At 52.4% G+C, this 23625-nt stretch carries 23 protein-coding genes; 14 read left to right on the forward strand and 9 right to left on the reverse strand.

What is annotated here, in order from left to right; genetic code table 11:
• Positions 1–34 precede the first annotated feature (34 nt).
• Complete coding sequence (locus tag SE18_RS16700; RefSeq protein WP_054535602.1) at positions 35–514, reverse strand: hypothetical protein; 480 nt, start codon at positions 512–514, stop codon at positions 35–37.
• A 94-nt stretch (positions 515–608) separates the two neighbouring features.
• Between SE18_RS16700 and SE18_RS26825 the strand changes: the two genes are divergently transcribed.
• From SE18_RS26825 to SE18_RS16750, 10 genes are all read left to right on the forward strand, one after another.
• The gene (locus SE18_RS26825) at positions 609–1955 is read left to right on the forward strand and encodes a nickel/cobalt transporter (RefSeq protein ID WP_083469963.1); all 1347 of its coding nucleotides are present in this window, start codon (positions 609–611) and stop codon (positions 1953–1955) included.
• 20 nt (positions 1956–1975) lie between these two features.
• Positions 1976–2830, forward strand: coding sequence for an arsenate-mycothiol transferase ArsC (locus SE18_RS16710; protein ID WP_054535603.1), 855 nt, complete (start codon positions 1976–1978; stop codon positions 2828–2830).
• Positions 2818–4365 carry a DUF2357 domain-containing protein gene (locus SE18_RS16715; RefSeq protein ID WP_054535604.1) on the forward strand — a complete coding sequence of 516 codons (1548 nt, stop codon included), beginning with the start codon at positions 2818–2820 and terminating at the stop codon, positions 4363–4365. Before SE18_RS16710 ends, SE18_RS16715 begins: the two co-directional genes overlap by 13 nt.
• A gap of 11 nt (positions 4366–4376) precedes the next feature.
• Complete coding sequence (locus SE18_RS16720; protein WP_054535605.1) at positions 4377–4754, forward strand: FmdB family zinc ribbon protein; 378 nt, start codon at positions 4377–4379, stop codon at positions 4752–4754.
• 395 nt (positions 4755–5149) lie between these two features.
• On the forward strand, positions 5150–6115 hold the full coding sequence (gene ftsY / locus SE18_RS16725) for a signal recognition particle-docking protein FtsY (RefSeq protein WP_054535606.1): 966 nt from the start codon (positions 5150–5152) through the stop codon (positions 6113–6115).
• Position 6116: 1 nt separating this feature from the next.
• Complete coding sequence (locus SE18_RS16730; protein WP_054535607.1) at positions 6117–6308, forward strand: hypothetical protein; 192 nt, start codon at positions 6117–6119, stop codon at positions 6306–6308.
• Complete coding sequence (locus SE18_RS16735; protein WP_054535608.1) at positions 6301–6828, forward strand: hypothetical protein; 528 nt, start codon at positions 6301–6303, stop codon at positions 6826–6828. The genes SE18_RS16730 and SE18_RS16735 overlap by 8 nt, the downstream gene beginning before the upstream one ends.
• Positions 6825–7229 (forward strand): hypothetical protein, encoded by a 405-nt coding sequence (locus SE18_RS16740; RefSeq protein ID WP_054535609.1) that lies wholly within the window; start codon positions 6825–6827, stop codon positions 7227–7229. Before SE18_RS16735 ends, SE18_RS16740 begins: the two co-directional genes overlap by 4 nt.
• A 24-nt stretch (positions 7230–7253) precedes the next feature.
• The gene (locus SE18_RS16745) at positions 7254–8321 is read left to right on the forward strand and encodes a glucose-1-phosphate thymidylyltransferase (protein WP_054535610.1); all 1068 of its coding nucleotides are present in this window, start codon (positions 7254–7256) and stop codon (positions 8319–8321) included.
• Positions 8322–8594: 273 nt separating this feature from the next.
• Complete coding sequence (locus SE18_RS16750) at positions 8595–9773, forward strand: tetratricopeptide repeat protein (RefSeq protein ID WP_054535611.1); 1179 nt, start codon at positions 8595–8597, stop codon at positions 9771–9773.
• Here the strand turns inward: SE18_RS16750 and SE18_RS16755 are convergent.
• Positions 9757–11466: a SpoIIE family protein phosphatase gene (locus SE18_RS16755; protein ID WP_054535612.1), complete on the reverse strand. Its 1710-nt coding sequence runs from the start codon at positions 11464–11466 to the stop codon at positions 9757–9759. The genes SE18_RS16750 and SE18_RS16755 overlap by 17 nt on opposite strands.
• 381 nt (positions 11467–11847) lie before the next feature.
• A complete protein-coding gene (locus tag SE18_RS16760) occupies positions 11848–13239 on the reverse strand; it encodes a TolB family protein (protein ID WP_054535613.1) in 1392 nt (463 codons plus the stop codon).
• 141 nt (positions 13240–13380) lie between these two features.
• Here SE18_RS16760 and SE18_RS16765 point away from each other — a divergent pair, with 141 nt between their 5' ends.
• Positions 13381–14178, forward strand: coding sequence for an alpha/beta fold hydrolase (locus SE18_RS16765; protein ID WP_054535614.1), 798 nt, complete (start codon positions 13381–13383; stop codon positions 14176–14178).
• Positions 14179–14224: 46 nt separating this feature from the next.
• On the opposite strand, the gene SE18_RS16770 is transcribed toward SE18_RS16765, so the two are convergent.
• Together SE18_RS16770 and SE18_RS16775 are read right to left on the reverse strand one after the other, a co-directional pair.
• Positions 14225–14740: a ClbS/DfsB family four-helix bundle protein gene (locus SE18_RS16770; RefSeq protein ID WP_054535615.1), complete on the reverse strand. Its 516-nt coding sequence runs from the start codon at positions 14738–14740 to the stop codon at positions 14225–14227.
• A 125-nt stretch (positions 14741–14865) separates the two neighbouring features.
• Positions 14866–15381, reverse strand: coding sequence for a ClbS/DfsB family four-helix bundle protein (locus SE18_RS16775; protein WP_054535616.1), 516 nt, complete (start codon positions 15379–15381; stop codon positions 14866–14868).
• Between the two features lie 443 nt (positions 15382–15824).
• On the opposite strand from SE18_RS16775, the gene SE18_RS16780 reads away from it, so the two are divergent.
• From SE18_RS16780 to SE18_RS16790, 3 genes are read left to right on the forward strand one after another with little or no spacing between them, the layout of a single operon-like run.
• Positions 15825–16340, forward strand: a complete 516-nt coding sequence (locus SE18_RS16780; protein WP_054535617.1) for a DedA family protein — start codon at positions 15825–15827, stop codon at positions 16338–16340.
• Between the two features lie 21 nt (positions 16341–16361).
• Positions 16362–18023 (forward strand): peptide ABC transporter substrate-binding protein, encoded by a 1662-nt coding sequence (locus SE18_RS16785; RefSeq protein ID WP_083469964.1) that lies wholly within the window; start codon positions 16362–16364, stop codon positions 18021–18023.
• A gap of 3 nt (positions 18024–18026) precedes the next feature.
• Positions 18027–19352 carry a glycerate kinase type-2 family protein gene (locus SE18_RS16790; protein WP_054535619.1) on the forward strand — a complete coding sequence of 442 codons (1326 nt, stop codon included), beginning with the start codon at positions 18027–18029 and terminating at the stop codon, positions 19350–19352.
• Here the strand turns inward: SE18_RS16790 and SE18_RS16795 are convergent, their stop codons facing one another.
• The 4 genes from SE18_RS16795 to polX are packed head-to-tail and all read right to left on the reverse strand — an operon-like array spanning position 19353 to position 23582.
• The gene (locus SE18_RS16795) at positions 19353–20471 is read right to left on the reverse strand and encodes a trans-sulfuration enzyme family protein (RefSeq protein WP_054535620.1); all 1119 of its coding nucleotides are present in this window, start codon (positions 20469–20471) and stop codon (positions 19353–19355) included.
• Between the two features lie 7 nt (positions 20472–20478).
• On the reverse strand, positions 20479–21405 hold the full coding sequence (locus tag SE18_RS16800; protein WP_054535621.1) for a hypothetical protein: 927 nt from the start codon (positions 21403–21405) through the stop codon (positions 20479–20481).
• A gap of 10 nt (positions 21406–21415) precedes the next feature.
• On the reverse strand, positions 21416–21829 hold the full coding sequence (locus tag SE18_RS16805) for an HIT family protein (RefSeq protein ID WP_054535622.1): 414 nt from the start codon (positions 21827–21829) through the stop codon (positions 21416–21418).
• A 16-nt stretch (positions 21830–21845) separates the two neighbouring features.
• Positions 21846–23582, reverse strand: coding sequence for a DNA polymerase/3'-5' exonuclease PolX (gene polX / locus SE18_RS16810; RefSeq protein WP_054535623.1), 1737 nt, complete (start codon positions 23580–23582; stop codon positions 21846–21848).
• Positions 23583–23625 lie beyond the last annotated feature (43 nt).

Genomic DNA, 23625 nt, shown 5'->3' on the forward strand with positions numbered 1-23625 from the left:
GAAGAGCAGATGCCTGATTGGTATCAGCGCTTGATTAAATTTGGAAGGTGTTGACAAGCTCGATATTGCGTTCGCGTAGCAATGTTTCGACTTCGCCTGCTTGGTCGGCATTATCGTTATCAATTGCCAAAATCGTTTCGCCATCCTTGAGAGCTTGCTCATACGAAGCGGCTAAATCGTTGCCAAGGCCAATTTGGCTGAACGCGCCAAGCACACCGCCAGCTGCTGCGCCAGCAACGGTCGAACCAAGAATCCCTGCGCCTAAGGCCGGCCCGATGCCAGGAATTGCGAATGACATTAAGCCAGCTACAACCCCCACAACGCTACCAGCAGTTACACCAGCAGCCGCTCCTGCAGCTACATCAGTGCGATCTTTTTCGGCTTCGACGGTTTGTTCCGAGGCATACAACACCCCAATATCATCGGGCTTAACTTGGGATTGTTGTAATTGGGCCATCAGACCATCAAGCGCGGTGCGATCTGTCAAAATACCCATAACGCGATAGCGGGCCATGATTCAATCTCCTTGTAGTAAAAGCTACGTTCGTTGTTGGCAAGGGCTATGCCATGGCTCAAATGAGCCTGCTTAAATTTGTTATCATGGGAGTATGAAACGTTGTTTATGCGCATGCTGGCTGCTTGTATTGCTTGCCAGCCAACCACAATCGGCTCAGGCTCACGCTCTTGATCAGCTTTTTCAAGATATGCGGGTGCAGGTTCAGCCAACCCAACTTGTGCTGACTGTTCACTTAATCGCTGGCCCATTAATTACGCCCCGCTTGTGGGAACAGCTCGATGCTGATAACTCGCACACGCTTGAGCAAGCAGAAATTGAGCGCTGGTGTACTGAATTTAATCGCAATTTGAAGCTGGGTTTTGATCAACAAACACTGCCATTAAGCCTTTACGAAATAAGCGAATTTCCGATTAATAAAGCCGATTTTATTGGCTCGAATGCAACAAATCTAACTTGGACAGCGCAGGCACCGCTTGGCTCAATCGCTCCAGGCGCACATCAACTCAGCCTCAAATCTAACAATTACCACGATATTAGCGTGGTCGATTGGAGCAAAACGCGGGGTCGAGCTGGAATTGTGGCCCAAGAAGCTAGCAGCATGGATTTGCATAGCGCGCAGTTTCCCATTAAATGGCCGAGCGCTTTTCGTAGCGATGGCGCAATTGCCTTGCCAAGCGCCGAACCAGCAGCCGTCCAAACCCAACCAAGCTCAAGCCTTGTGGCGCGTTTGCAAACTGGTGATAACTCGTTTGGCTTAATCGCGGCGACGCTTGGGCTAGCCTTTGGCTTTGGGGCGGCCCATGCCTTGCAACCAGGCCATGGCAAAACCTTGGTTGCCGCCTATTTGGTCGGCAGTCGCGGCACGATTCGCCAAGCAACAATGCTTGGGGCCATCGTTACCTTAACCCATACTGCCAGCGTTTTTGCGCTAGGTGGCTTGATGTTGCTGTTTAGTGCCTGGGTCACCCCGGAACGCTTTGTGCCAATCTTAACCTTGATCTCTGGGATTTTAGTGGCTGGTTTGGGCATGCGAATGCTCTGGGAGCGGCTGCAAGCCCTGCGTTCTGGCAACCAAGGCCATTCCCATGGCGGGCTTTTTCATAGCCATGCAGATGGCGCAGCAGGCCATAGCCATGTGAGCAACCGCAAATTGTTGGGTTTGGGCATTTCGGGCGGTTTGGTGCCCTGCCCCGAAGCCTTGGTAATTATGATTGTGGCGGCAACGCTTGGCCGCATTGGCCTTGGCTTTGCCATGATTATTTCGTTTAGCGCAGGCTTGGCAGCAGTATTAATTGGGATTGGGATTGTATTAGTGACGCTTGGCTCACGGCTGATCAAGCTGAGCCAGCCAGAAGCGCGTTGGGTGCGTTGGCTGCCAATTGTTAGCGCTGGCGTCGTGACATTGCTTGGGATTGGGCTTATGCTGCAAACATTCTAAATTTCTAGCAGGAGCATTGTATGGCGTTGATTGTTGTGGTTGGGGGAGCCGACACTGGGCGCGCTCCAATGGGTGCTGTCTTGTTGCGCCGTTTGTTGCTGGAAACGCACCCAACATGGCAAATTGAATCAGCAGGTGTTTTGGGCCACGATGGCGATACTTGGCAACCAGAGGCCCGCATGGCCTTGGAGCACCTCAATGCCACGCCACCAGCTCACACCGCCCGCTCGCTCAGCCCAGCACTTGCAATGCAGGCTGATTTGTTGTTGGCAGTTGATCGCGGGGTTGGGCGAGCTTTGGAGTTGCAATACCCCGATGGGCGTTGGCAAGTGCTGCCGGATTTGGCTGAATCGGCGCGCGAGGTGCTTGATCCGTTTCGGATGACCCTCGATGCGTGGCTGATCTATGGCCGTGAGCTTGAGCATCAATTGAAAGTTTCGTTAAGCAAAATTATTGCCTATTGCCAAGGCGAAACGCTTGCACCAACCAGTGCTCCGACGAGCGTTGAACCAACTAACCAGCCGATTGCTGCCCCGGTGGAGCTTGGCTCCGAGGTGCATCCGGCCTATCGGCGCTTGCATATTTTGGCTTTTGGCATCGCTGGCATTCCCGAAGTTGTCGATTGGGCCAAGGCGCGGAATAGTTTACGCGAGGCCATGCAAAGTTTTGCCAACCATCTCGCTGCCAGTGCTGGCCCAAGCGATTTGCGGCCTGCGGCGTTGGCGATGCTGGGCGGGGTTTTGGGCGCTGGCAGCGATCCAATCAGCAGCAATCAATTGGCAATTTTGCGCGAAATTGTTGGGCGAGTAGCCCAAACCATCGATCCCCAAGATTTGGCTGGGCTAGCAGGAGCAATCGGGCGGTGGCAGAGCTAATTCCGCTAACAATTAATGGCATCGATAGCCAAGCCAGCGTGCAGTTAAGCGCCACCAATTGGAATGAATGGGCAGTGGTCAATTTGGCGTGTCCTGCGCAAGCCAATGTGCGCCATGCTGCACTATCGATTGGCAGCGATAATCTGGGCGTGCCCAACGCTAGCCCATTCGATCCAACTTGGCGCTGGACGTGGCAGCCGCGTGGGCAGGCAGGCACAGTCTATGGCAGCTTGCAAATTGAGTGGGCCGATGGCTCGGTGCACCAGCAAGCATTTCAATTTGAATTACAGCCGCATTTGCTTGATGTTGAATTGTGGCAAGCCTTATTGCACGATCTCAGCCAAGTAGCTCGCTCATTGGCGCTGCGGATTGGCAGCCCCAGTTTTGCCCAAGCGGTGATTGTGCCGCTGCTGCCGCATGATCCTAGCCCGTTTTTGGAAGCGCTGAATTTGATTAACCAAAGCAGCCAGCAATCCAGCCAGATTGTGCGCCAGTTGCAACGCCATGCCAAATCGACGCTCGATCAGCAGCAGCAAGCCACCGATTTGGGGGCGGCCCAGCAATTTAAGCTTGATCAATTGGCCCAGCCCAGCGCGAATTATCACGTGCTCGAACCCTATGGCCCGTTGCCAGCGCAAGTGCAGGCTGTGCATGCACGCGCCTCGTTCGATTTGCCTGAGCATCAGTGGTTGGTTGGCTTGATCGAACAAATTGAACGCCGTTTGCGTCAGTTGCGCCGCCTTGCCGCCGAGCAACGCCAAATTGATTTGAGTTCGTTGCAAACCACAATCGAACAGCGGCTTATAAGCTTGCGCCAATTACGCCAAGCAGCGCCGTTAGCAGGCTTGAAAGCGCGCCAGCAGCCAGTCCAAAGCCAATTGATCAATCGCGATCCGCGCTATCGGCCCATTCGCCAATTGGCCCGTAGCTTGCACGAACAACCCTTGCTGACCTTGGAAGTTGGCAGTTTGGCGCTGCCTTTGGCCGATGTGCCAAATTTATATGAACAATGGTGTGCCTTGCAGATCGCGCAGCTGCTGGCCCAATTTGGCACAGTTGAAGCCCAACAATTGCTCAACGAAGATTCACAACGCGAACGCTGGGTGCTGGGGTTGAATCCGACTACGCCATTGTTGAGCGTGCGCATTGGCCAGCAGCTTTGGCATTTGCGCTATCAAGCCCGCTTCACTGCCCAACCTGATCGTGATGGGTTGTATAGCCTTGATCGGTATCTGCGGATTCCCGATTTGGTGCTGCAAACCACGACCACAAGCGGCCAACAGCTGTTGGTGCTTGATGCCAAATATCGGCGTGCGCCCGACCAGCGCGTGCCGCAAAGCGCGCTCGATGACGTGTATGCCTATCGCGGCAGCCTTGGCTATGCTGGGCAGCCATGTGTGCTCGCCGCTGCGGTGCTCTATCCGCAACAAACGAGCGAAGAATTTGGCCCGATTGCGGCGCTTGGCCTTACGCCAAAGAATAACGCTAGTTTATCGCGCTGGTTGGAGCATTGGCTCAATCAGCTTCAGCAATAAAGGAATTCATCATGCCAGTTTATGAATATCTGTGTTCGCAATGCCAAGGACGTTTTGCCCGCCTCGTGCGGGGTTTTAGCGATCCCAGCGATTTGCAATGCCCGCGTTGTGCGAGCAAAGCGGTCAGTCGGGCGATTTCACGGGTTGCGGTGGTACGCAGCGAAGATGCCCGTTTGGATGCAATGGCCGATTCGTCGATGTTCAATGATCTTGATGAAAACGACCCGCGCTCGGTTGCCCGTTGGGCCAAGAAAATGGGCCGCGAGCTTGGCGACGACCTCGGTGGCGATTGGAACGAAATGGTCGATCAGATGATCGATGAAGAAATGGGTGGCGATGGCGAGGGCAAAACTGGCGGCGCTGCCAGCAACGATTTGGGCTGGGGCTAATATTTGCTCATCCCTCCAAGGGTACGTTTACCAATCGCTCGTGATCACCACCCTTCCGTCCCGCCTCAAGGCGGGAGACGCAGGGGGCTTTAATCCCCCTGCACCCCCTCAAGGACAATTATCGAGCGGAAAGCGTCCACTGCTGAACCATAGGATTGGTGGTTCGCTGCACAACACGATTACAACCTCCCTATGAAAGATCGCCCGCATAACTCGATCGAAGGGGCTGGGGTGAGAGAACTTCTCAACTTATTGGCTTTTGGCAACGTCTAAATCGCCATGGCAACCTGTGCAAATTCCCCCTTCTGGGCTAAGCATGGTATTATTGCCTGAGGATTGGCGGCAGTGCATTGGGCAATGTTTCGCCTACAATTACATGACAAGTTAGGTGCTATATGTTTCGACGACTCTTCGGTGGTGAAGAACGCTCCGAACAAGAAATTAAACAAGAAGAAAAAAAGATTGAACAAAGTGTTCAAAAGACCAAGAGTGGTTTTTTTGGTCGTATTACAGCCATGTTCCGCAGCGAAGATCCCATTACCGACGAGCTGTGGGATGAACTAGAGGAACTGTTGATTGCTGGCGATGTTGGGGCCGAAAATGCCTTGAAAATCGTCGAGCGCGTGCGTGAACGCTGCGAAAAGAAGGGCTTGAAGTTTGCTAGCGAAGCCCGTTCGTTGCTCAAAAGCGAGTTGGTCAACCGCCTCGACGTTGATACGCCGCAATATTCCGAGCGCTCAACCAAGCCATATGTGATTTTGGTGGTTGGGGTCAATGGGGTTGGTAAAACAACCTTGATCGCCAAGTTGTCGAATCGCTACAAGGCCATGGGCAAAAATGTAATCCTGGCTGCTGCTGATACCTTCCGCGCCGCCGCAATCGACCAACTACAACATTGGGCCGATCGGGTTGGCGTGCCAGTAATTAGCCAACAACCAGGTGCCGACCCGGGCGCAGTTGCCTACGATGCTACCCAAGCAACCTACAATCAACAAGCAGATGTGTTGATTATTGATACTGCTGGGCGTTTGCAAAGCAAGCACAACTTGATGAAAGAGCTTGAAAAAATTTCGAACGTGGTCAAAAAGCGCTGGCAATATGCGCCTCACGAGGTGCTGTTGGTGCTCGATGCGACAACAGGCCAAAATGGCTTGATTCAGGCTCGTGCCTTTACCCAAGCAGCCCAAGTGACCCACTTGGCGTTGACCAAGCTTGATGGCACAGCTAAGGGCGGCATCGCCTTCGCGATTGTCCAAGAAATCGAGCGCCCAATCAAGTATATTGGCACTGGCGAAACGATCAACGATTTAGCCTTGTTCGATGGTGAATCATTCGTTAATGCGCTCTTCGAGGAGGAATAACATGGCAAAATTGTTATGCCCCGCGTGTAAAAAAGCTCTCAAACTCAGCCCTGTAATGCGAGTTGGCGCCCAAGTTGGTTGTGTCAACTGCGATAACGTGCTCAAGGTCGTCAGCCGTAATCCCGATAAGATTGAGGTAGTTGCTGAATCAGCAACCCACAATGCTGATAGCAAACCAGAATCCTATGCCTAAGTGGACATTGACTCACATTCGTCAAATGATCCTGATCGGCCTGTTAGCGCCATTGCTAACAGGCTGTTTGCTGATGGCCGGGCGCAATGAGCAAGCGACGATTACCGCCGATCTTGGCTCGCAAAACATTGAGTTTGTGAGCAGCGATACCAACGGCGAAGCAGTGCTGCAAGCGCTCGATATTGGCACCCAGCCAATGTTGCTCGATGTGACGTTTAACGCCAAGGTCGATAGCGGCGAGTTGGTGCTTGAGGTCTTGAGCGGCGAACAGGCCAATGTGGCCTTTACGTTGGTGGCTTCAGCAGAGGGCAGCAGCCAGCGCGGCATTGTGATGAGCAATGATGTTGGCGATTTGCAATATCGGGTGAAGTCGACAAACGCGCGGAATGGCAGCTATCGAATTAGCTATCAGCCGCCACCAACACCGACCTTTACGCCAACGCCATCGCCAACCTGGACACCCACGCCAAGCGAAACGCCAACCGTGGAGCCAACAGCGGAGGTTACAGCCACGCCATGATCGCCAATTCACGAATTAGATTAATTGGTTTGGTGGCCTTGGGCGCGTTAATCGGCGCGATTGGGGCCTTTATGGCCTATCAAGCGCGGGCGCTTGCGCCCAGTCCTGAGCAACTTAAGCCCTATGTTTGGGCGGTAGTAGCCGTGCCGCTGGGCAGCTTTCTTGGCAGTTTGCTTGGTCAATGGCGCTTGTATCGGCCTTTTGCTGGCTGGTTGCTGCTGACCTATGTGCTCAGTTTGTTTGCTGCCGCCCGCCTCGAACGGATCTTTGTTGGCCAAGAGGCTGCCGTAGCCAATGGCCATGCGAGCTATTTAATTTTAGCGATTATCTTGCAAAGTTTCGGTGCATTGCTGGTAGCATGGCGGTTAAGCGCTGTTGCTCCTGCTGCGCCAACCACTTAGTGCCCTAAGGAGGCGATGAATTTCATGAAAGGTTTAGTTCTGAGTGGTGGTAAAGGCACACGCCTCCGCCCAATCACCTATACCAGCGCCAAGCAATTAGTGCCGGTTGCCAACAAGCCCGTGCTTTTTCGGGTTATCGAAGCCCTGCGCGATGCCAATATCGATGAAATTGGGATTGTGATTGGCGATACAGGCAATGAAGTGCGCAACGCTGTGGGCGATGGCTCGCGCTGGGGCGTAAAGATCGAATATATTCCCCAAGAAGCGCCGCTCGGTTTGGCTCATGCGGTCAAAATTAGCCGCCCGTTTATTGGCGACGATAAATTTGCGCTCTTTTTGGGCGATAACTGCATCGAGGGCGGAGTCAGTTCGTTGGTTTCTGGCTTTGCAACCGCCGATTACAATTCGCAAATTGTGCTCAAGCAAGTGGCAAATCCCCAACAATATGGCGTGGCAGAATTGCGTCACGATGGCTCGATTGAGCGCTTGACTGAAAAACCCCGCCAACCACGCTCAGACCTTGCTTTGGTCGGCATTTATATGTTCGACCAGCATATTTGGGAAGCGGTCGAGGCGATTAAGCCTTCGTGGCGCGGCGAGCTTGAAATTACTGATGCGATTCAATGGCTGATCGAACATAATTACCATGTTCATGCCCACATTCATCAAGGTTGGTGGATCGATACCGGCAAGCGAGCTGATATGCTCGATGCCAATCGCTTGATCCTTGAAGAAATCACGCCGCATGTCTCGGGCTTTGTCGATCGCGATTCGCAATTGGTTGGCAAGGTGACGATTGAAAAAGGCGCGCAAATTATCAATAGCGTTATTCGCGGGCCAGCGATTATTGGCGAAGATACGCGAGTTGTAAACTCATACGTTGGACCGTTTACCTCGATCTATCATCATTGTACGATTGAGGAAAGCGAAATTGAGCACTCGATTGTGTTGGAAAATAGCGAAATTATTCGCCTGCCCAACCGCATCGAAGATAGCTTGATTGGGCGCAACGTCAAGCTGCATACCTCGCCAATGAAGCCCAAAGCCTACCGCCTCATGCTCGGCGATAACTCCGACGTGGGACTTTTGTAAAATCAAAAGGCAGAAGGCAAAATTAAATCAAACGGCAAGGGCAGAAGGCAAATGTGCATGATCTGCCCTAGGCTTATTCCATTTCAATTTATTGCATGTGCCTTTGGTTTTCAATGTTTACGCTCGATGATGAGCTAATGCTGTTAATGTTGACTTTAGTGACGATTTTTATTTTTATATTGATGCTCAAACGGTAATTTTGACTTTTGACTTCTTACTTTTGATGTTCAAATAGTGATTTTGACTTTTGACTTCTTACTTTTGACTTTAACTATGGCTGATAAATTCCGACAAGCAGAATTACATTATCGACGTGGATTATCACTTGAACATGCGGGACGCATTGCTGAGGCTGTTGAGGAATATCGACAGGCTTTGCAAGAAAACCCGCAGCTTCGGGCTGCGCATGTGGCTTTGGCAAAATATTATTTACGCAATGGATTAATGGCCAAAGCTGCCGATGCTTGGCATGCAGTTGTGGCTATCGAGCCAGATTACGAAGGATTAACTAATTATTCCACGGTCTTAATCGAGCTAAAACAATATCACGAAGCGCGCCGCATTTTGCGCCTGTGCGTCGATCTGTTTCCGCTTGATACCTTTGTAACCTATGAATTGGCCTATATTGATTTTGCTGAGGGTTTATATCAACAAGCGCTTGATCAATTGCTCGATGTGCGGCCAATTTATAACGATGAATGGGAATTTCACGAACTGATCGGGCGTTGCCAAATTAAGTTGCAGCTCTATGATGCAGCCTTGGCCAGCTTTGGCCGTGCCATTCTCTTGGTCGAGGATGATGAGCAGATCGAACAGTTGCAAGATTTGGGCAGCGTTGCCCGCCGCCATCAAGAATTTGCCATGGTCAGCAACGAGAAAGATGCTTGGTATGCAACTCACGGGCTGATTTGTTTGGGCAGCAACATTGACGATGGCCTCAATATCAAGCCGCAAGCTGCATTTGCTTGGTCGTTCGAGGCAATTGCCACAACCTTGCAGCGCGCAGCAGCCTTGGCCGAAGGCCATATTTGGCGCTGCGACCAAGTGCTGGCGCTTGATAGCCAAAGCAAACCGCTGGCTCAAGCCCTCGCCAAGCTTTTGCAACGCCCATATATTCAAAAAATTAGCGACCCCGAAAAAAACACTTTGGTGGTGATGGCAGAATTTAACCAAAGCGCCATGCTTGAGGCAATCGCCGAGCAAATCGATGGGCCGCATTGCATTTTTGCCCTGAGCATGAGCAGCACCCCCGAATTGCTCGATGACGTCCCCGATTTGATTGGCTTACCGATTCAAAAGCCAAGCCTGCCATGGCCCAGCCAAGCAGCAGCGGTCGCAAACGCAAGCAAAGAACTGCTCGCGGCTCTCGCCCAAACCCAGCCAGAGCCAAATCGCGAACAGCAAGTTGAGTATTATCGCGAACACCACCGCCTGATTAGCCTGAACGACTAACCGTCAGCAAGGTTATATCGTCTGCTTGCTCGGCATCGCCCACAAAGGCTTCAATCGCTTGCCAAACACATGTAAGCAAGGATTGAGCATCGTGGAAATCGCCAGTTTTGAGCACTTTGGTCAAGGCTGCATCATCAAAGACCTCGCCCGCCAAATTAAAGGCCTCAGTCGCGCCATCAGTAAAGCCCAAGAAAAATTCATCGGCAGCAAGGATGGTGCTTTTGGCTTTATATGGCAGATCTTCCATAATCCCCAAGGGCAAGCCAGTGCCTTCCAAATAGCGCAAGGTGCGGCTGGTACGATTGATGATAATCGGCGGATTGTGGCCAGCGTTGACATAGGCCAATTCGCCAGTATGTGGGTCGAACGAGGCAAAAAATAGCGTTGTGAACATATTGCTTGCGCCGTGTTCACGCGAAATGTAGTTGTTGGTCACGTTGATTGCGGCAATCAGCAAGGCCAACGAATCGGGAGCAATTTCAGGCCGCGCTGCTAAGGCTTGAGCATTTGAGTGCAATAACGAGCGGGTGAGCGCCACAAAGAGCGCTGCTGGCACACCCTTGCCACAAGCATCAGCAACCACCAAGCCAATTTTATCGCCACCAAGCTTGATCACATCGTAAAAATCGCCGCCAACCTCTAAAGCTCCTTGATTGAAGGCCACAATTTGCCAATTTTTCGGTTGGGGAATGCTTGGCGGCAAGAAAAAGCGCTGAATATCGCGGGCAATCGCCAACTCGCGTTCAATTCGTTCGAGGCGCAAAAGCTCTTGCTGGGCCGATTTGAGTTCCTCGTAGGCGCTGGCTAGCTCGATATTTTTCTTTTCCAGCCCACCGAGCATTTGGGCATTGGCTTGGCGCAGACGGCTGGTGCCACCGCGCAGCAAGGCCATGGCCGTGGTTGGATTAGCGTGCATCAAGGTTACAAACTCGGCCTCGGTGATGCGCAGCAAGGTTGCGGCGGTGCGCGCTCGTACACTGGCAGCACGAGGGCTATTATCGATCAAGGCCATCTCACCCAAAATTGCCCCAGGCCGACAGCGTTCGAGCAAAATGGTTTCGGTCGCCAACGCCTTAATCACATCAACATCGCCAGCCATCACAATATAGCAATCGTCGCCGCTATCGCCTTCTCTAAACAAGGTTTCGCCTGGCGCTAAACGCACATGCTCGGCGCTTTGAACTAAATTGTGAATCGTGGCTTGATTGACTTCGTGAAATAAAGGCAATTGCTCCAAAAACTCAACCAACGGCGCGATACTCGCTTCGGTTGAAGCCTTTTTGGTTACGATCAGCGTGTTCCAACCAGTTGCAAGATCGTGCTGGTAGGTGATTGAATCGGCCATTTCGCGCACCAAAAACACACCCAAGCCACCAACTTGGCGATCGTGAATATTGGCAAACAAATCAGGCGGATCAGCATCATCAGGATCGAAAGGCTGGCCACGATCAAGAATTCGAATTGCCAGCTCACCATTTTCGAGCGTGCTGTGCAATTGCAAGGGGCCACCTTGCTCAGCATAACTATATTTGATGATATTGGTGACAATTTCTTCAATCACTAAACCGAGCACAAAGGCTTGTTCGCTCGTGAGGGCAAAGTCGGTTTCGATCTCGGTGGTGTAATCGGTGAGGGCTGCGAGGTTTTCCCAACGGGCATCAATCTCAATGCTGCGCGCTTCAGATATAGCCATAGACACACCTTCGATAGCTATCAGCAATAGGCTATCATAAAAAACAGGCCCATACCTGCTCGTTTCAACAGGTATGGCGATTATCGCCCGATGTAGGGCTTTTAGCAAGCTGCATTTTATGCAGCAAAGTTTATTCCCTCATCCAACCCAGCTAGACAGGCCAAGGGAGAGAGGATGCTTTTAGGTAGCTCATGGTTCGCCTCCCGTCCGTCCCTCCACCGGAGGGGAACGCCGGGGACTTTAATCCCCCTGCACCCCCTAAAATTCATTTCGTGGTAATTGTAACTTTACGGATTCAACCAAGGATGCTCAAAAGAGGGTCGCAATGGTTCAGAACCAGCCAATCATGTCAAAATCACCGAGCCAAAAGATCCTCCCCATTTAGGGTGCTAAGACGAGGCGCGGGTTGCTTGGTTTACTGCTAAGTGGTTGGCCGATTGGTTGCAATTGGCTACTCGCTCGTTGAGCCTGAAACAATTGCCAGCCATCAGCTTGGGGGGCAAAAAAGTACAACATATGCTCGTTCCAACCAGCCATCAGCGCTTGGTGGGGCAACACTTGATTTTGGCCTTCTGGGTTGATGATGAGGGCATTTGACTGTTCAGTGCCGTTGAGTGCCAGCCAATCATCTGCCGCCCAAACACTTTGCTCGCAACTATTGACTGAGAGCGCACTCAATACGCCGTTGCGCCAATAACTTGGTTGATCGTTGTTGCACAGCAGCATGGCTTGGCCAGTTGGGCTTAATGAAACGCGACTAGCATTGATACCTTCAATTTGCTGCACCTCGCCGTTGCCTTGCCAACGATAGACTGTTGCCACCCCAGCGCGCGGCTGATCTGCATAGACCAACGTGCCAGCCTGAAGCTCTGCCTCAAAGGCCATGGCCTGAGCAAGCGGCGTCAGCGTGCCAGTGCTAGCATCAAACAGGATGAAACTGGCGCGTCCTTCGGGCTGGCTATTGAATTGAGTAATTAATTGCTGGTCGAGCCAGCCAACCACCTGTGCACCCACCGCCAACTGATCGGCAGTAATCGGCGTGAAGCTCGCATCGGCAAAGCGATAGACATACACAGTTGGATTGCCCCAGCCGCCGCCAGTGCCGAAGCTGCTGGCCGAGGCAAAAGCCAAATAGTCGCCATTGGGCGATAGCACCAGATCGACTTCTAAATCAGGCGTGTTGGTCAAGCGTTGGGCTGCGCCAGTTGCCACATCAACCGCATATAGATCAACCTGATCTTCGTGGGCCGAAGCCAAGAACAGGGTTTTGCCATCGCGTGACCACACTGGAGCGTTATCAGTCAAGGCACTTTGGCGGCCCAAGATTGGCGTTTGATCAGCTGCCACAGCAGGCAGCAAATTAAGCAAACGGCGCGGATTTTGCTCATCAACCCCAACAAGCCACAACTCTGCCAGCTCAAGTTGCTCGGTTTTGGGCTGGCTGTCGTTGACGATAATAATCGCCAATTGCTTGCCATCGGGCGCAGCCGACCATGGCAAATAGGTGTTAGGTTGGGTTGGATTGGCTAATTGATAGGTCGTACCAGCCAAACTGATGGCCCCAATACTACCATCAGCAGGCAGGTCAAAAATAACTGAGCCAGTGCTAATTGCTGGCTCGGCAGTATAATCGGCAATCGTTGCGGTTGGGCGTTCGGGCAATGAGCTAGCGGGTAGGGCTTGGCTCGGCATTGGGCTTGGTTGGGTTGCAGGTTGGGTGGCACAAGCAGCCATAAATAGCCCCAACCCAAGGATTTGGGCGAGTCGTCGCATCAGGTCTTTCCTCCTCAATTGGTTGGGTAATAGGCCTATTGTAGCCAAAATCGCCCAAATTACCCTGATGATCGATTGAAAATTGGCTGATACTTCGCCTACAATAACAAGAGAAACCGATCTATCGATCAAGGAGTGTGTATGGCTTCGCATCTGGTCAATGGGGTTCATTACTACTACGAAGAGCGTGGCACTGGCGATCAAGTGATTTTCTTTGGCCATGGCTTGATGTATCACTGGCGGATTTTTGAGCCGCAAATGGAATATTTCGCGGCCAAAGGCTACCGTTGTATTGCGATCGATTGGCGTGGCCAAGGCCAAACTGAGGGCGGCGGCACGCTCGATGATTATTCAATGTATCGCTTGGGCGATGATGCCTATCAATTGCTGAGCGATTTGGGGATCAAGCACGTGCATTGGGTTGGGGTTTCGATGGGCGGTATGATTGGCTTGCGGCTCTATCCCAAACATCCCGAACTCTTCCTCTCGTTGAGCCTGATCGATTCTTCTGCTGGCGATGCGCCAGAATTGCTCGATGCCTATCGCCAAATGGGTGATGGTTATCTGGCTTATGGCTTGATTCAACCCTTGAAAGAGGGCTTGGATGCAGTGTTTTATACCAGCAAAATGGCCGAGCGCCAGCCGCAAGTGCAAAGCTATTGGCACGCCTATTGGACAAACGCCGACCGTGAATCACTCTATAAAGCAATCATTCCTGTGATTGATCGCGACGATGTGACTGCTACGATCAGCCAAATTAGCGTGCCAACCCTAGTTGTGGTTGGGGTTGAAGATATGTCTACACCGCCAGCCAAGAGCGAGCAAATGCAGCAATTGATTCCCAATGCCCAATTACGCTATATCGACGATGCCAGCCATATGTCGATCTTGGAGCGCCCAGAAGCGATCACCGCAGCGCTTGCTGAATTTATTGGCTAAAAAAACCAAGGCCACAAGCTTGTGTAGTTTGTGGCCTTGCTTGTATTTAAGCGTTCAAAATTGCCTGCATCCATGGCAGATGCTCTGCATAATGGTCACAGGTATCACCCACAATCCAGCCAATAATCGGCTCATCGTTGGTTGAGCCAGCTTGGAACTCACGATGGGGGCGCAGCAAATCCTGATCGCTCAACTGCGCAATCCGCGCGACAAGGGCTTCGTGGTTGGCTGCGAGGGTGGCATAAACCTCGGCAAGCGGTAAATCGCGGTGGCGTTGGTAAAGAACCTGGTTAACTGTCTCGAAGCCTTGTTGCCAAACTGCTTCATCAATATCAATGCTACCCCAGCGCGATTCTGAATTCAACAAACCTAGGATGCTTTTTTCCCAGAGCGCAATATGAATTGCATGATCTTTGATCGTCCAGCCTGCTGCATCGCTCGGGCTGGTCATTTGTTCGGGGCTTAAACCAGCTAAAAACGTTTGCAATTCTTGCCAATTAGTAGTAATGCGTGCTTGTAATTGTTGCGCAGTCAGCGGAGTTTGATCGTCGATTTGGGTCATGATCGATTCCTTCCAATAAAGCACTGATGGATGATTGAGATCATTGCCCATGGCTAAAGCTGGTTTGAGCAAATCAGAGCAAATCTACTAAGCAGCGGCTGCAAGGAGCTTCACCCTGAGCTTAGCTAGCGGGCTAAAATATCGCGCATCCACGCTTCATGCTCGGAGTAGTGCTCGAAGGTATTGCCAACCATCCAGCTAATAATTGGGTCTTCAAGGGTTGAATTGGCTTGAAACTCACGATGCGGGCGCAGCAAATCGTGATCGCTAAATTCAGCAATTCGCGCGACAACTGCTTGGTGGTTTGTTTCAAGGGTTTTGTAGACTTCATCGATTGGCAGATCGCGGTAGCGTTGATACAGAATGTTGTTAATCGCGTCAGCACCTTGTTGCCAGACCGCTTCGTCGATGCCGAAGCTCGCAGCGCGTGACTCTGAATTCAACAAGGCTAACAGGCTGTTTTCCCAGAGCGCAATGTGAATTGCATGATCTTTGATCGTCCAGCCTTGGGCATCGGTCGGGCCGCTCAGTTGCTCGGGAGATAATTCGCGCAGAAATACCTGGAATGCTTGCCAAGCAGCGGCGATTCGTGCTTGGAGGTTGGCCACCGTGATCTCAGCTTGATCGTCAATTTGGCTCATAATCCATTCCTTCCAAATAAACACCATTCTTAAGCTTAAATTAAGCATACCAGCATTTGGCTTAATTGCCTCGTTCTCTAGCACGAATAAGCTAATTTTTTAAATTATGAAGTATGAATTATGAGGGATGAAGGTTTAGGCTGTAGGCTTTGGGATAATGAAGAAGGAATTATGAATTATGCGGGATGAAGTCAAAGAACAGAAAACAGCGAGATATTAACGCAGAGGCGCAGAGCGACCGAAGGATGAGGGATGAAGGATGAAATCAAAAAACAGAAATCGAAAACCAAAAATCAAAAACCAAAAGCCTATAGCCTCATTTCTTCGTGCGCTTTGTGTCCTTCGTGGATCAAATTCGCGCGCTTCGTGGATTAAAACGTGATCTGCGAGCAAGCCAAATCAGTGTATGATAGATTACCTAGTATCGAGGTGGAACAGCAAGCATGTGGGATTCGATCGTTCAGGCATTTAATAGTGCGGTGACTCAACTTGAAGCCAATGTGTATTGGCTAACCTTAAGCTATTTGTTATTAAGCGAATTTGGTGCGCCGTTGCCAATTCCTGGCAATTTTGTGCTGGTGGCTGGTGGCTATTTGCTTGGTCGCCAAAACGAGATTCCAATTTTGCTGATGGCGCTGGCGATTTTGGCCTTAGTGCCTGGTGCCGTAACCATGTTTTGGATTGGGCGGCGCGGCGGTTTGCCCTTGCTCAATCGCATTGGCCCAAAAATCGGCTTATCCCAACGCCGCCGCGATCGGATTGTTGGTTGGCTTGAGCGCAGAGCAGTGCTTGGGCTGATTATGATTCGGGTCTTGCCCACCTTTCGCTTAGGCACAACCATCATTCCCGGTGCGCTCGGCATGCCATGGCCACGCTATGCGCTTGGCATGGGCTGCGGCTTAGTCGCATGGGTCATAACCTATATGGGTTTGGGCTATGCAATCGGGCTATTAAGTTAATTTGTGGAGTACTACGCTACTATGAAGAGACTATTGACCCTAGGATTATTGGCTGTTTTGCTCACAGCATGTAGCCTTGGCTCCACACCAGCCCCAACCAGCGAGCCAACCACGCCACCAATTCAGGTTCCCCAAGGTGGCACGCTCACGATTCGCACGGCCCAAGATATTGCAGCATTGCACCCATGGAAGCCAACAACCCACGCCGAGGCCCAGCTGCTTGGCTTGCTCTATCGCGGCCTAACCAAGCTCGATCAAGATTTGGCGCCGCAGCCAGATGTTGCCAGCAGTTGGCAAAGCGATAGCATCGGCCAAACGTTGACCATGACCTTGCGCAGCGATATTCGTTGGCACGACGATACGCCATTAACTGCCGCCGATGCTGCTTGGACGATTAGCGCAATGCAAAGCATTAGCCCAACCACACCATTGCTGGCCGATATTCAGGGCTTGGTGAGCAATGTCACTGCACCTGATGCGACGACCTTAGTTATTTCGTTGCGCGAACCATATGCGCCGTTGCTCTCGGCCTTGAGCATGCCAATTTTGCCCAAGCACCTGTTTAGTCAATTAAGTCCAGTTGAGCTTGATCAGCTTAATCTTCTAACTCAGCCGGTTGGTAGTGGCCCGTTTATCTTCGAGGAACGCACCGCAGGCTCGGCAATTAGCCTAATTCGCAATAATCAATTTGTTGATGGCGTGCCCTATCTCGATCGGGTGGCGTTTGTGGTTGCGCCTGATGCCGAAGTTGCCCGCGATGCTGTGCGCGATGGCGATTTGCTGGCGGCGGAGTTGCCATGGGCGCAAAGTCAGGGCTTGGGTTCGGCAGTCAACGCAGGCAATTATCCTGAAAATGGCTTTTATTATTTGGCCTTCAATATGCGCGAAGGCCGCATATTTAGCGACATGCGGGTACGCCAAGCCTTGGCACTAAGCCTTGATCTGAATACCATTGTTGAAACGGCTGGCCCTGCGGCCCAAGCAATTTTGAGCGATCATTTGCCTGGCACATGGGTTGCGCCAACTGGCGAATTGCCCAAGCGCAACCTCGATAAAGCCCGCGAATTGCTCGACCAAGCTGGCTGGGTGCTGCCCGAAGGTGCAACGATTCGGGCCTCGAATGGCATCACGCTTTCGATGGCATTATATGTGCGCGGCGACGATCAACGCCGGATTGAGGTTGCAGAACGGATTGCCGCTGCGGCCAGCCCAATTGGCTTTAATCTGGTGGTTACGCCAGCAGATTTCGAGAGCGTGATTCGTTCAAAATTAGTTACGCCCTTCGATTTTGATCTGGCCTTGATGAGTTGGGGCAATAGTCGGGTTGGCGGCGCGCCATCGTACACCGCCTACGATCCTGATAATTTTTCACTGTTCCATTCGAGCCAAATTTATCAAGGCGTCGCCGACGGACGGCCAGGCTTGCGCAATTATGGCGCGTTTCGCAATACCAGCTTTGATAATTTATCGACCGCTGCGCGCGCAATCTACGATACTGAGCGCCGCCGCGAACTCTATCAACAAACCAACACAATTATTCAAAGCGAATATCCTTATGTGTTTCTATGGGCCGATCGCATGCCCGTGGCTTTGGCCAAAAGTGTGCACTCGACCCAAGGCGAAATTCGCCTGAACACTGCCAATTGGCTCTATAACGTGCAACATTGGTATCTTGAGCAATAACCTGTGGATGCTGCAATCGCCAAATTCAGCAACCAACTGATCGCCAGCGCGCTGGCTGCGGTTGAGCCACGGCAGGCGGTGCTAAAGGCTTTGGATTGGGATGGCACGCAGCTGCGCTGTGGTGCTTGGCAGTGGGCTGGCACAGGCCAAATCATTGTGCTGGGCTCTGGCAAGGCTGGTGCGCCAATGGCTGCTGCCGTCGAAGAGTTGCTTGGCAATCGAATCGCCACTGGTTTGGTGGTGGTCAAAGATGCGCATCGTGGTGATGTTGAACTTAATCACATCCAATTGCATGAAGCTAGCCACCCAACGCCTGATCAACGGGGGCTACATGCAGCGCAGCAGATCGAACGTTTGCTCAAGCAGGCCCAAACCGACGATTTGGTGCTGGCGCTGATTTCGGGTGGTGCTTCGGCGCTCTTGCCAGCGCCAGCAGGTAGCATTAGCCTAGCCGATTTACAACAGCTAACCCAGCTATTGCTCGCTTGCGGTGCGCCAATTGAGCACATTAATCTCTTGCGCAAACATTGTGATCGCTTGAAGGGCGGGCAATTTGCGGCCTTGGCCCAACCTGCCAGTGTGTTGAGCTTAGTTATTTCCGATGTGGTTGGCTCGCCGCTGAGCAGCATTGCCTCAGGCTTGAGCGTGCCCGATTCTGGCAGTTTTGCTGAGGCGTGGGCCATGCTCGAACACTATCAATTGCAATATCAAGTGGCAGCGAGCATTCGCGACTATCTGCAAGCTGGCATGCGCGGGCTAGTGCCAGCTCATCCCAATGGCAGCGAGCCATGGTGGCCGAGGGTTCAAACCTCAATTGTTGCCCGCAACGAAACAGCCCAAGCGGCGGTCAAGCAACTGGCTCAAGCTCAAGGTTGGCAGGTCATTCACGAGCAACAGCCGATCGTTGGCGAAGCCCAAGTAGTTGGGGCAATGTTGGGCCAACGCTTGCGCCAGCTAGCCGCATCAGCCCAACAACCAACGCTCTACCTTGCTGGCGGCGAAACCACAGTTAATTTGACTGGCATTCAAGCCCACTCACGGGGCGGGCGCAACGCCGAACTCGCGCTTGCAGCAGCCTTGGCGCTTGATGGCTGCCCAAATTGCCAACTGATTGCCTTGGCGACCGATGGTGGCGATGGCTCAAGCCCAGCATCAGGCGCAATTGCCAATGGTCAAAGCATTGAGCAAGCCCGCAACTTGGGGCTTGAACCCCAAGCGTTTTTGGCCAACCACGATAGCTATAGCTTTTGGCAAGCGCTAGGCAGCGCAATCGAAATTGGGCCAACCTTGACCAACGTCAACGACCTAGTTATTGGTTTGGTCTGGTAGCTACAAAACCGCCAAGGCCTGAGCCAAATCGGCAATCAAATCATCGCGGTGTTCTAGGCCGACCGAGAGCCGCAACAAGGCTGGCGCGGTTGGCGAGTCGGGGCCTTCGAGCGTGGCGCGGTGTTCGATTAAGCTTTCGGGACCGCCAAGGCTGGTTGCGCGCGTCCATAATTGCACTTGCGCCGCCACCGCAAGCGCTTCAGCAGCACCGCCAACCACCTCGAACGAAACCATGCCACCCATCAAGAGCATTTGGCGTTGAGCCAATGCAAATTGGGGATGGCTCTTCAAGCCTGGGTAATGCACAACCTGCACTTTGGAATGTTGCTCCAGCCACTCGGCCACGGCCAAAGCATTAGCACAATGGCCTTGCAACCGATAGGCCAAGCTTTGCATGCCGCGCAAAATCAGCCAACACTCAAATGGCGAGGGCACAGCTCCGGCCAGCACATGAATTTGCTTAATTTTTTGCCACCATGGCGTGGCAATTTTGGTAATTAATGCCCCACCTAGCACATCGCTATGACCGCCAAGATATTTGGTGGTTGAATGTAGCACCAAATCCACACCCAAATCGAAAGGCCGCTGGCCAAGTGGCGTGGCCCAAGTATTATCGCAAACCACCAAGGCTCCAGCAGCGTGAGCCAAATCGCTGACCGCTGCCAAATCGGTGAGCCGCAAGCTTGGGTTAGATGGCGTTTCGAGCCAAACCAAGGCCGGAGCTGGCTCCAGTGCTGCTTGCACCGCCGCCAAGTCGGTCATATCGACAAATTGAGTATCAAGATGGGCGAAGACTTGGCGTGCCAAGTTGGCAGTGCCATTGTAGCAATCGCGGGGCAGCAACAGCCGCTGACCAGGAGCCAGATGTTGCAACACTGCCGCTGTAGCCGCCGAGCCAGATGCAAAGGCCGCTGCTTCAACGCCGCCTTCAAGCGCAGCCAAAGCTTGCTCCAAGGATTGGCGGGTAGGGTTACCAAAACGAGTATACAAAAAACCATGCGGCAAACTGCCATCAGCAGCGCGTTCAAAGGTGCTGGCCATGTGAATTGGCGGCGTTACAGCACTGGTCGCAGCATCAATGCTCCGACCAGCATGAATCAACAGGGTTTCAGGTTTCATAGTTGTCTCAGCGCAAAGGAATAACCGGAACAGCGGTGGGCGCAACCGGCTCGATATAGTTTGGCTCGCTATCTTGGAAGTAGAGGGCGCGGCCTAATAAGCCAATTTTGACCGTTTGATTGGGATCGTTGGGGTGTAACTCAAGCCGCCCACGCTCGAAATATTGCACGGTGTGCACCGTGCGATCTTCGGGCAGCACTTCTTGCAATTCTTCACTAATTGGCCAACCAAGTAAATCGATGCCGCCATTGGCTTCCCAAAATTCAAGGAACAAGCCACGCAAGCCTTGTTGGGTTGCTTCGCTATAGCGCAAGCCTGGGCGATTGGCAAAAAATTGCTGGTTGGGAAAATCGCGATTTTTGGTGAACTCAACCCCAACCCGCCCAGGTTGCACCTCGTATTTGGTGCCTTGATGCTCAGGCCACCATTCAAGCCGCGCGCGCTCAAACCATTGGAACTGACGGCCATTCTCCTCAAGCAAGCCACTAATTGGCCGCCCAAAAATTGGCTCGCCGCCGTTTTTAACCCAATATGGCAAAAAGAGCGGATCGATCTCAGCGGCATAGCTTGGCAATGAATTCAATCCATCAACGCCATAAAAGCGTTGGCCTTCGAGTGCCGCCGCTTCGTTATCCAACGAACGATTGGATTGCAGTTGCACGCTGTTGAGCAAGGGTTGCAGGGTTGGTTGGGCGTTCGTATCGCCGCCAAAAAGATTAAACAGATTGATATTATTGCCGCTTGCCAGCAACAAGACCAAGAAAATAATTAAGATAATTGCCACCCCAAAGCCCAAGGCTTGGGCGGTCATGCCTTGGGGAGCAACCGCCTCGTCCTCTTGAATAATTGCCGAAGGCACCTCTTCCGGTTCGGGATCTGGCTCAAGATCGTTCTCAAATTCCAGCACATCGGTTGGGGGAGTGCGGTCGCTCATGGGCAGTTCCTCATGCTTGGTGTTTAGCCCGCAAACGCTCGGCTAAATCGGCAAATGCTGCGTGATCGGTTGGATTTGGCCGCCACAATTTCACAATCCCATCGCCTTCCCAGCGTGGAATCACATGGACATGATAGTAAAAAACTTCTTGCCCAGAGGCTGGACGCGAATTTTGCAACACATTGATGCCAGCAGGATTGAGCGTTTGCAACAATAATTGAGCCACAGTTTGCACCATTCGCGCCACGGCTGCCACATCATCTGGCGCAGTATCGAAAATATCGGTGCCAAAGCGCTTGGGAATAACCAAAGTATGGCCTTGCGAGGCAGGATTAATATCTAAAAAGGCCAAGGTTCGATCATCTTCAGCCACTTTATGGCAGGGCAACTCGCCGCGCACGATCTTGCTAAATACGTCATCCATCCAATTAGCCTCCAAACTACGCTTCGTTGTTGATTCCTAGTTTTGCTAATTTTTGTTGGCGCAAGCCCAGCAGTGCTTCAACATCCCATGTGTTGATGACTTGCTGGTTGCTGACCCCGCCCCGACGTGCAGTTACAACTCCATAAAAAAGATTATTGAAGCCAGCCGTCGCGTGAGCATCGGTATTAATGCTGATGTTGCAGCCTGCTGCCAGCGCCGCCCGCACATGCACCGCATCGAGATCAAGCCGCTCTGGGCCTGCATTAACTTCCAAGACCGTGCCTGTGGCTGCTGCTGCCGCAATAATTTGCGCCATATCATAATCGGCTCCAGCGCGGCCATTCAAAATGCGGCCAGTTGGGTGGCCAATGATCGTCACATAAGGATTATTGATTGCGCGCAGCATGCGGGCGGTCGATTCAGCGCGGGCTTGGCGCAAGGCCACATGCGGCGAGGCCACGACTAAATCTAATCTGGCAAGCACCTCGTCGGGCAAGGCCAAGCTACCATCGGGCAAAATATCGACTTCGCAGCTTTGCAACAAACGAAAATCATGGCCTTCGGCGGCTAATTGCTGGTTCAGCTCATCGATTTCTGCTCGTTGAGCCAGCAAACGCTCGCCATCAAGCCCGCCAGTTACGCCCAAATAGGCGCTATGATCAGCCACTGCCATATAGCGATAGCCCTTGGCAATGCCAGCCAGCACCATTTCACGCAGGCTTGCGCCGCCATCGCTCCAAGTTGTATGCCAATGGACATCGCTGATAATCGCGCTTTGTTCGAGCAGCTTGGGCAATTGCTTGGCTTGGGCAAGCGCAATTTCGCCCCAACCTTCGCGCAATTCAGGCGTGATCCAATCCAAGCCTAATGCTTGATAGAGCGCTGCTTCATCGGCAAAAGCTGGCAAATTGCTTGGGTCAAGTTGCCAATTCTGTGCCTCAGCCAATTGATTCAGGTCGGCAACATGGTTGGCTGAGCCAGTCCAATACACCAAGGCGCTGCCCCATTGGTTTGGCTCAACTGCCACAACCCATGCATTCATGCCATTGTGCAGCAATAATTTAATGCCATTGGCGCTGGGCGTGGCTTGGGCAACTTGGGCCAATTCGCCAATCGCGGCGTAGGTTGCAGCAGCATCAAGCGTTGCCACCACAAAATTCAAATCGCCAACGCTGGCCTGATAGCGGCGGGTTGAGCCAACGACTTGGGCCGCGCTCACGCTTGGCAATTCGGCCAAGGCTGCGCTCAATTCTTCGGCGACTGGCAAGGCATCGACCAAGCGTAAGCGCAGCACTTGGTTTTGTAATGCTTCGAGCGCGCTTAGCACCTTGGCCGCACTTTTGGCCCCAAAGCCCTTGATTTTGGCCAAACGCCCATCTTGGGCCGCCGTAAACAAGGCCTCAAGATCCTGAATTCCTTCATCGCGAAAGAGGCGGGCAGCGGTTTTGGGGCCAATTTCGGGCACGCGCAAAATCTGCAACAAGCCAGGCGGCACTTTTTCCAAGAGCTGATCGGCCAAGGCCGAATGGCCATGATCAAGTAATTCGCCAATGATTGCGGCGCTGGCCTCGCCAATATTCGGTAGGCTGGTTAACGAGCCTTGTTCGCGCAGGCTGGCAAGGCTGGTGGTTTGGGCTGCAAGCGTATCGCTGGCGCGGCGATAGGCCGCCAAACGAAAACGATTTTCGCCGATCACTTCCAACGCATCGGCAATATCGGCAAAAACTTGGGCAATTGCTTGGTTGCTAAGCATAGTTCGGCTGCGCTCACGCTGAAAAAAGAAAAAGAGCAGGAGT

Source organism: Herpetosiphon geysericola (genome assembly GCF_001306135.1).
Lineage (GTDB): Bacteria > Chloroflexota > Chloroflexia > Chloroflexales > Herpetosiphonaceae > Herpetosiphon > Herpetosiphon geysericola.

Excerpts from the sequence above, each read along its gene's own strand:
- SE18_RS16710 (WP_054535603.1), top strand. The coding sequence starts at position 1,976 with ATGGCGTTGATTGTTGTGGTTGGGGGAGCCGACACTGGGCGCGCTCCA.
- SE18_RS16785 (WP_083469964.1), top strand. The coding sequence starts at position 16,362 with ATGAAGAGACTATTGACCCTAGGATTATTGGCTGTTTTGCTCACAGCA.
- SE18_RS16770 (WP_054535615.1), bottom strand. The coding sequence starts at position 14,740 with ATGACCCAAATCGACGATCAAACTCCGCTGACTGCGCAACAATTACAA.
- SE18_RS16735 (WP_054535608.1), top strand. The coding sequence starts at position 6,301 with ATGCCTAAGTGGACATTGACTCACATTCGTCAAATGATCCTGATCGGC.
- SE18_RS16760 (WP_054535613.1), bottom strand. The coding sequence starts at position 13,239 with ATGCGACGACTCGCCCAAATCCTTGGGTTGGGGCTATTTATGGCTGCT.
- SE18_RS16805 (WP_054535622.1), bottom strand. The coding sequence starts at position 21,829 with ATGGATGACGTATTTAGCAAGATCGTGCGCGGCGAGTTGCCCTGCCAT.
- polX (WP_054535623.1), bottom strand. The coding sequence starts at position 23,582 with ATGCTTAGCAACCAAGCAATTGCCCAAGTTTTTGCCGATATTGCCGAT.
- SE18_RS26825 (WP_083469963.1), top strand. The coding sequence starts at position 609 with ATGAAACGTTGTTTATGCGCATGCTGGCTGCTTGTATTGCTTGCCAGC.
- SE18_RS16745 (WP_054535610.1), top strand. The coding sequence starts at position 7,254 with ATGAAAGGTTTAGTTCTGAGTGGTGGTAAAGGCACACGCCTCCGCCCA.
- SE18_RS16720 (WP_054535605.1), top strand. The coding sequence starts at position 4,377 with ATGCCAGTTTATGAATATCTGTGTTCGCAATGCCAAGGACGTTTTGCC.
- SE18_RS16795 (WP_054535620.1), bottom strand. The coding sequence starts at position 20,471 with ATGAAACCTGAAACCCTGTTGATTCATGCTGGTCGGAGCATTGATGCT.
- SE18_RS16700 (WP_054535602.1), bottom strand. The coding sequence starts at position 514 with ATGGCCCGCTATCGCGTTATGGGTATTTTGACAGATCGCACCGCGCTT.
- SE18_RS16780 (WP_054535617.1), top strand. The coding sequence starts at position 15,825 with ATGTGGGATTCGATCGTTCAGGCATTTAATAGTGCGGTGACTCAACTT.
- SE18_RS16750 (WP_054535611.1), top strand. The coding sequence starts at position 8,595 with ATGGCTGATAAATTCCGACAAGCAGAATTACATTATCGACGTGGATTA.
- SE18_RS16730 (WP_054535607.1), top strand. The coding sequence starts at position 6,117 with ATGGCAAAATTGTTATGCCCCGCGTGTAAAAAAGCTCTCAAACTCAGC.
- SE18_RS16755 (WP_054535612.1), bottom strand. The coding sequence starts at position 11,466 with ATGGCTATATCTGAAGCGCGCAGCATTGAGATTGATGCCCGTTGGGAA.
- SE18_RS16740 (WP_054535609.1), top strand. The coding sequence starts at position 6,825 with ATGATCGCCAATTCACGAATTAGATTAATTGGTTTGGTGGCCTTGGGC.
- SE18_RS16800 (WP_054535621.1), bottom strand. The coding sequence starts at position 21,405 with ATGAGCGACCGCACTCCCCCAACCGATGTGCTGGAATTTGAGAACGAT.
- SE18_RS16765 (WP_054535614.1), top strand. The coding sequence starts at position 13,381 with ATGGCTTCGCATCTGGTCAATGGGGTTCATTACTACTACGAAGAGCGT.
- ftsY (WP_054535606.1), top strand. The coding sequence starts at position 5,150 with ATGTTTCGACGACTCTTCGGTGGTGAAGAACGCTCCGAACAAGAAATT.
- SE18_RS16775 (WP_054535616.1), bottom strand. The coding sequence starts at position 15,381 with ATGAGCCAAATTGACGATCAAGCTGAGATCACGGTGGCCAACCTCCAA.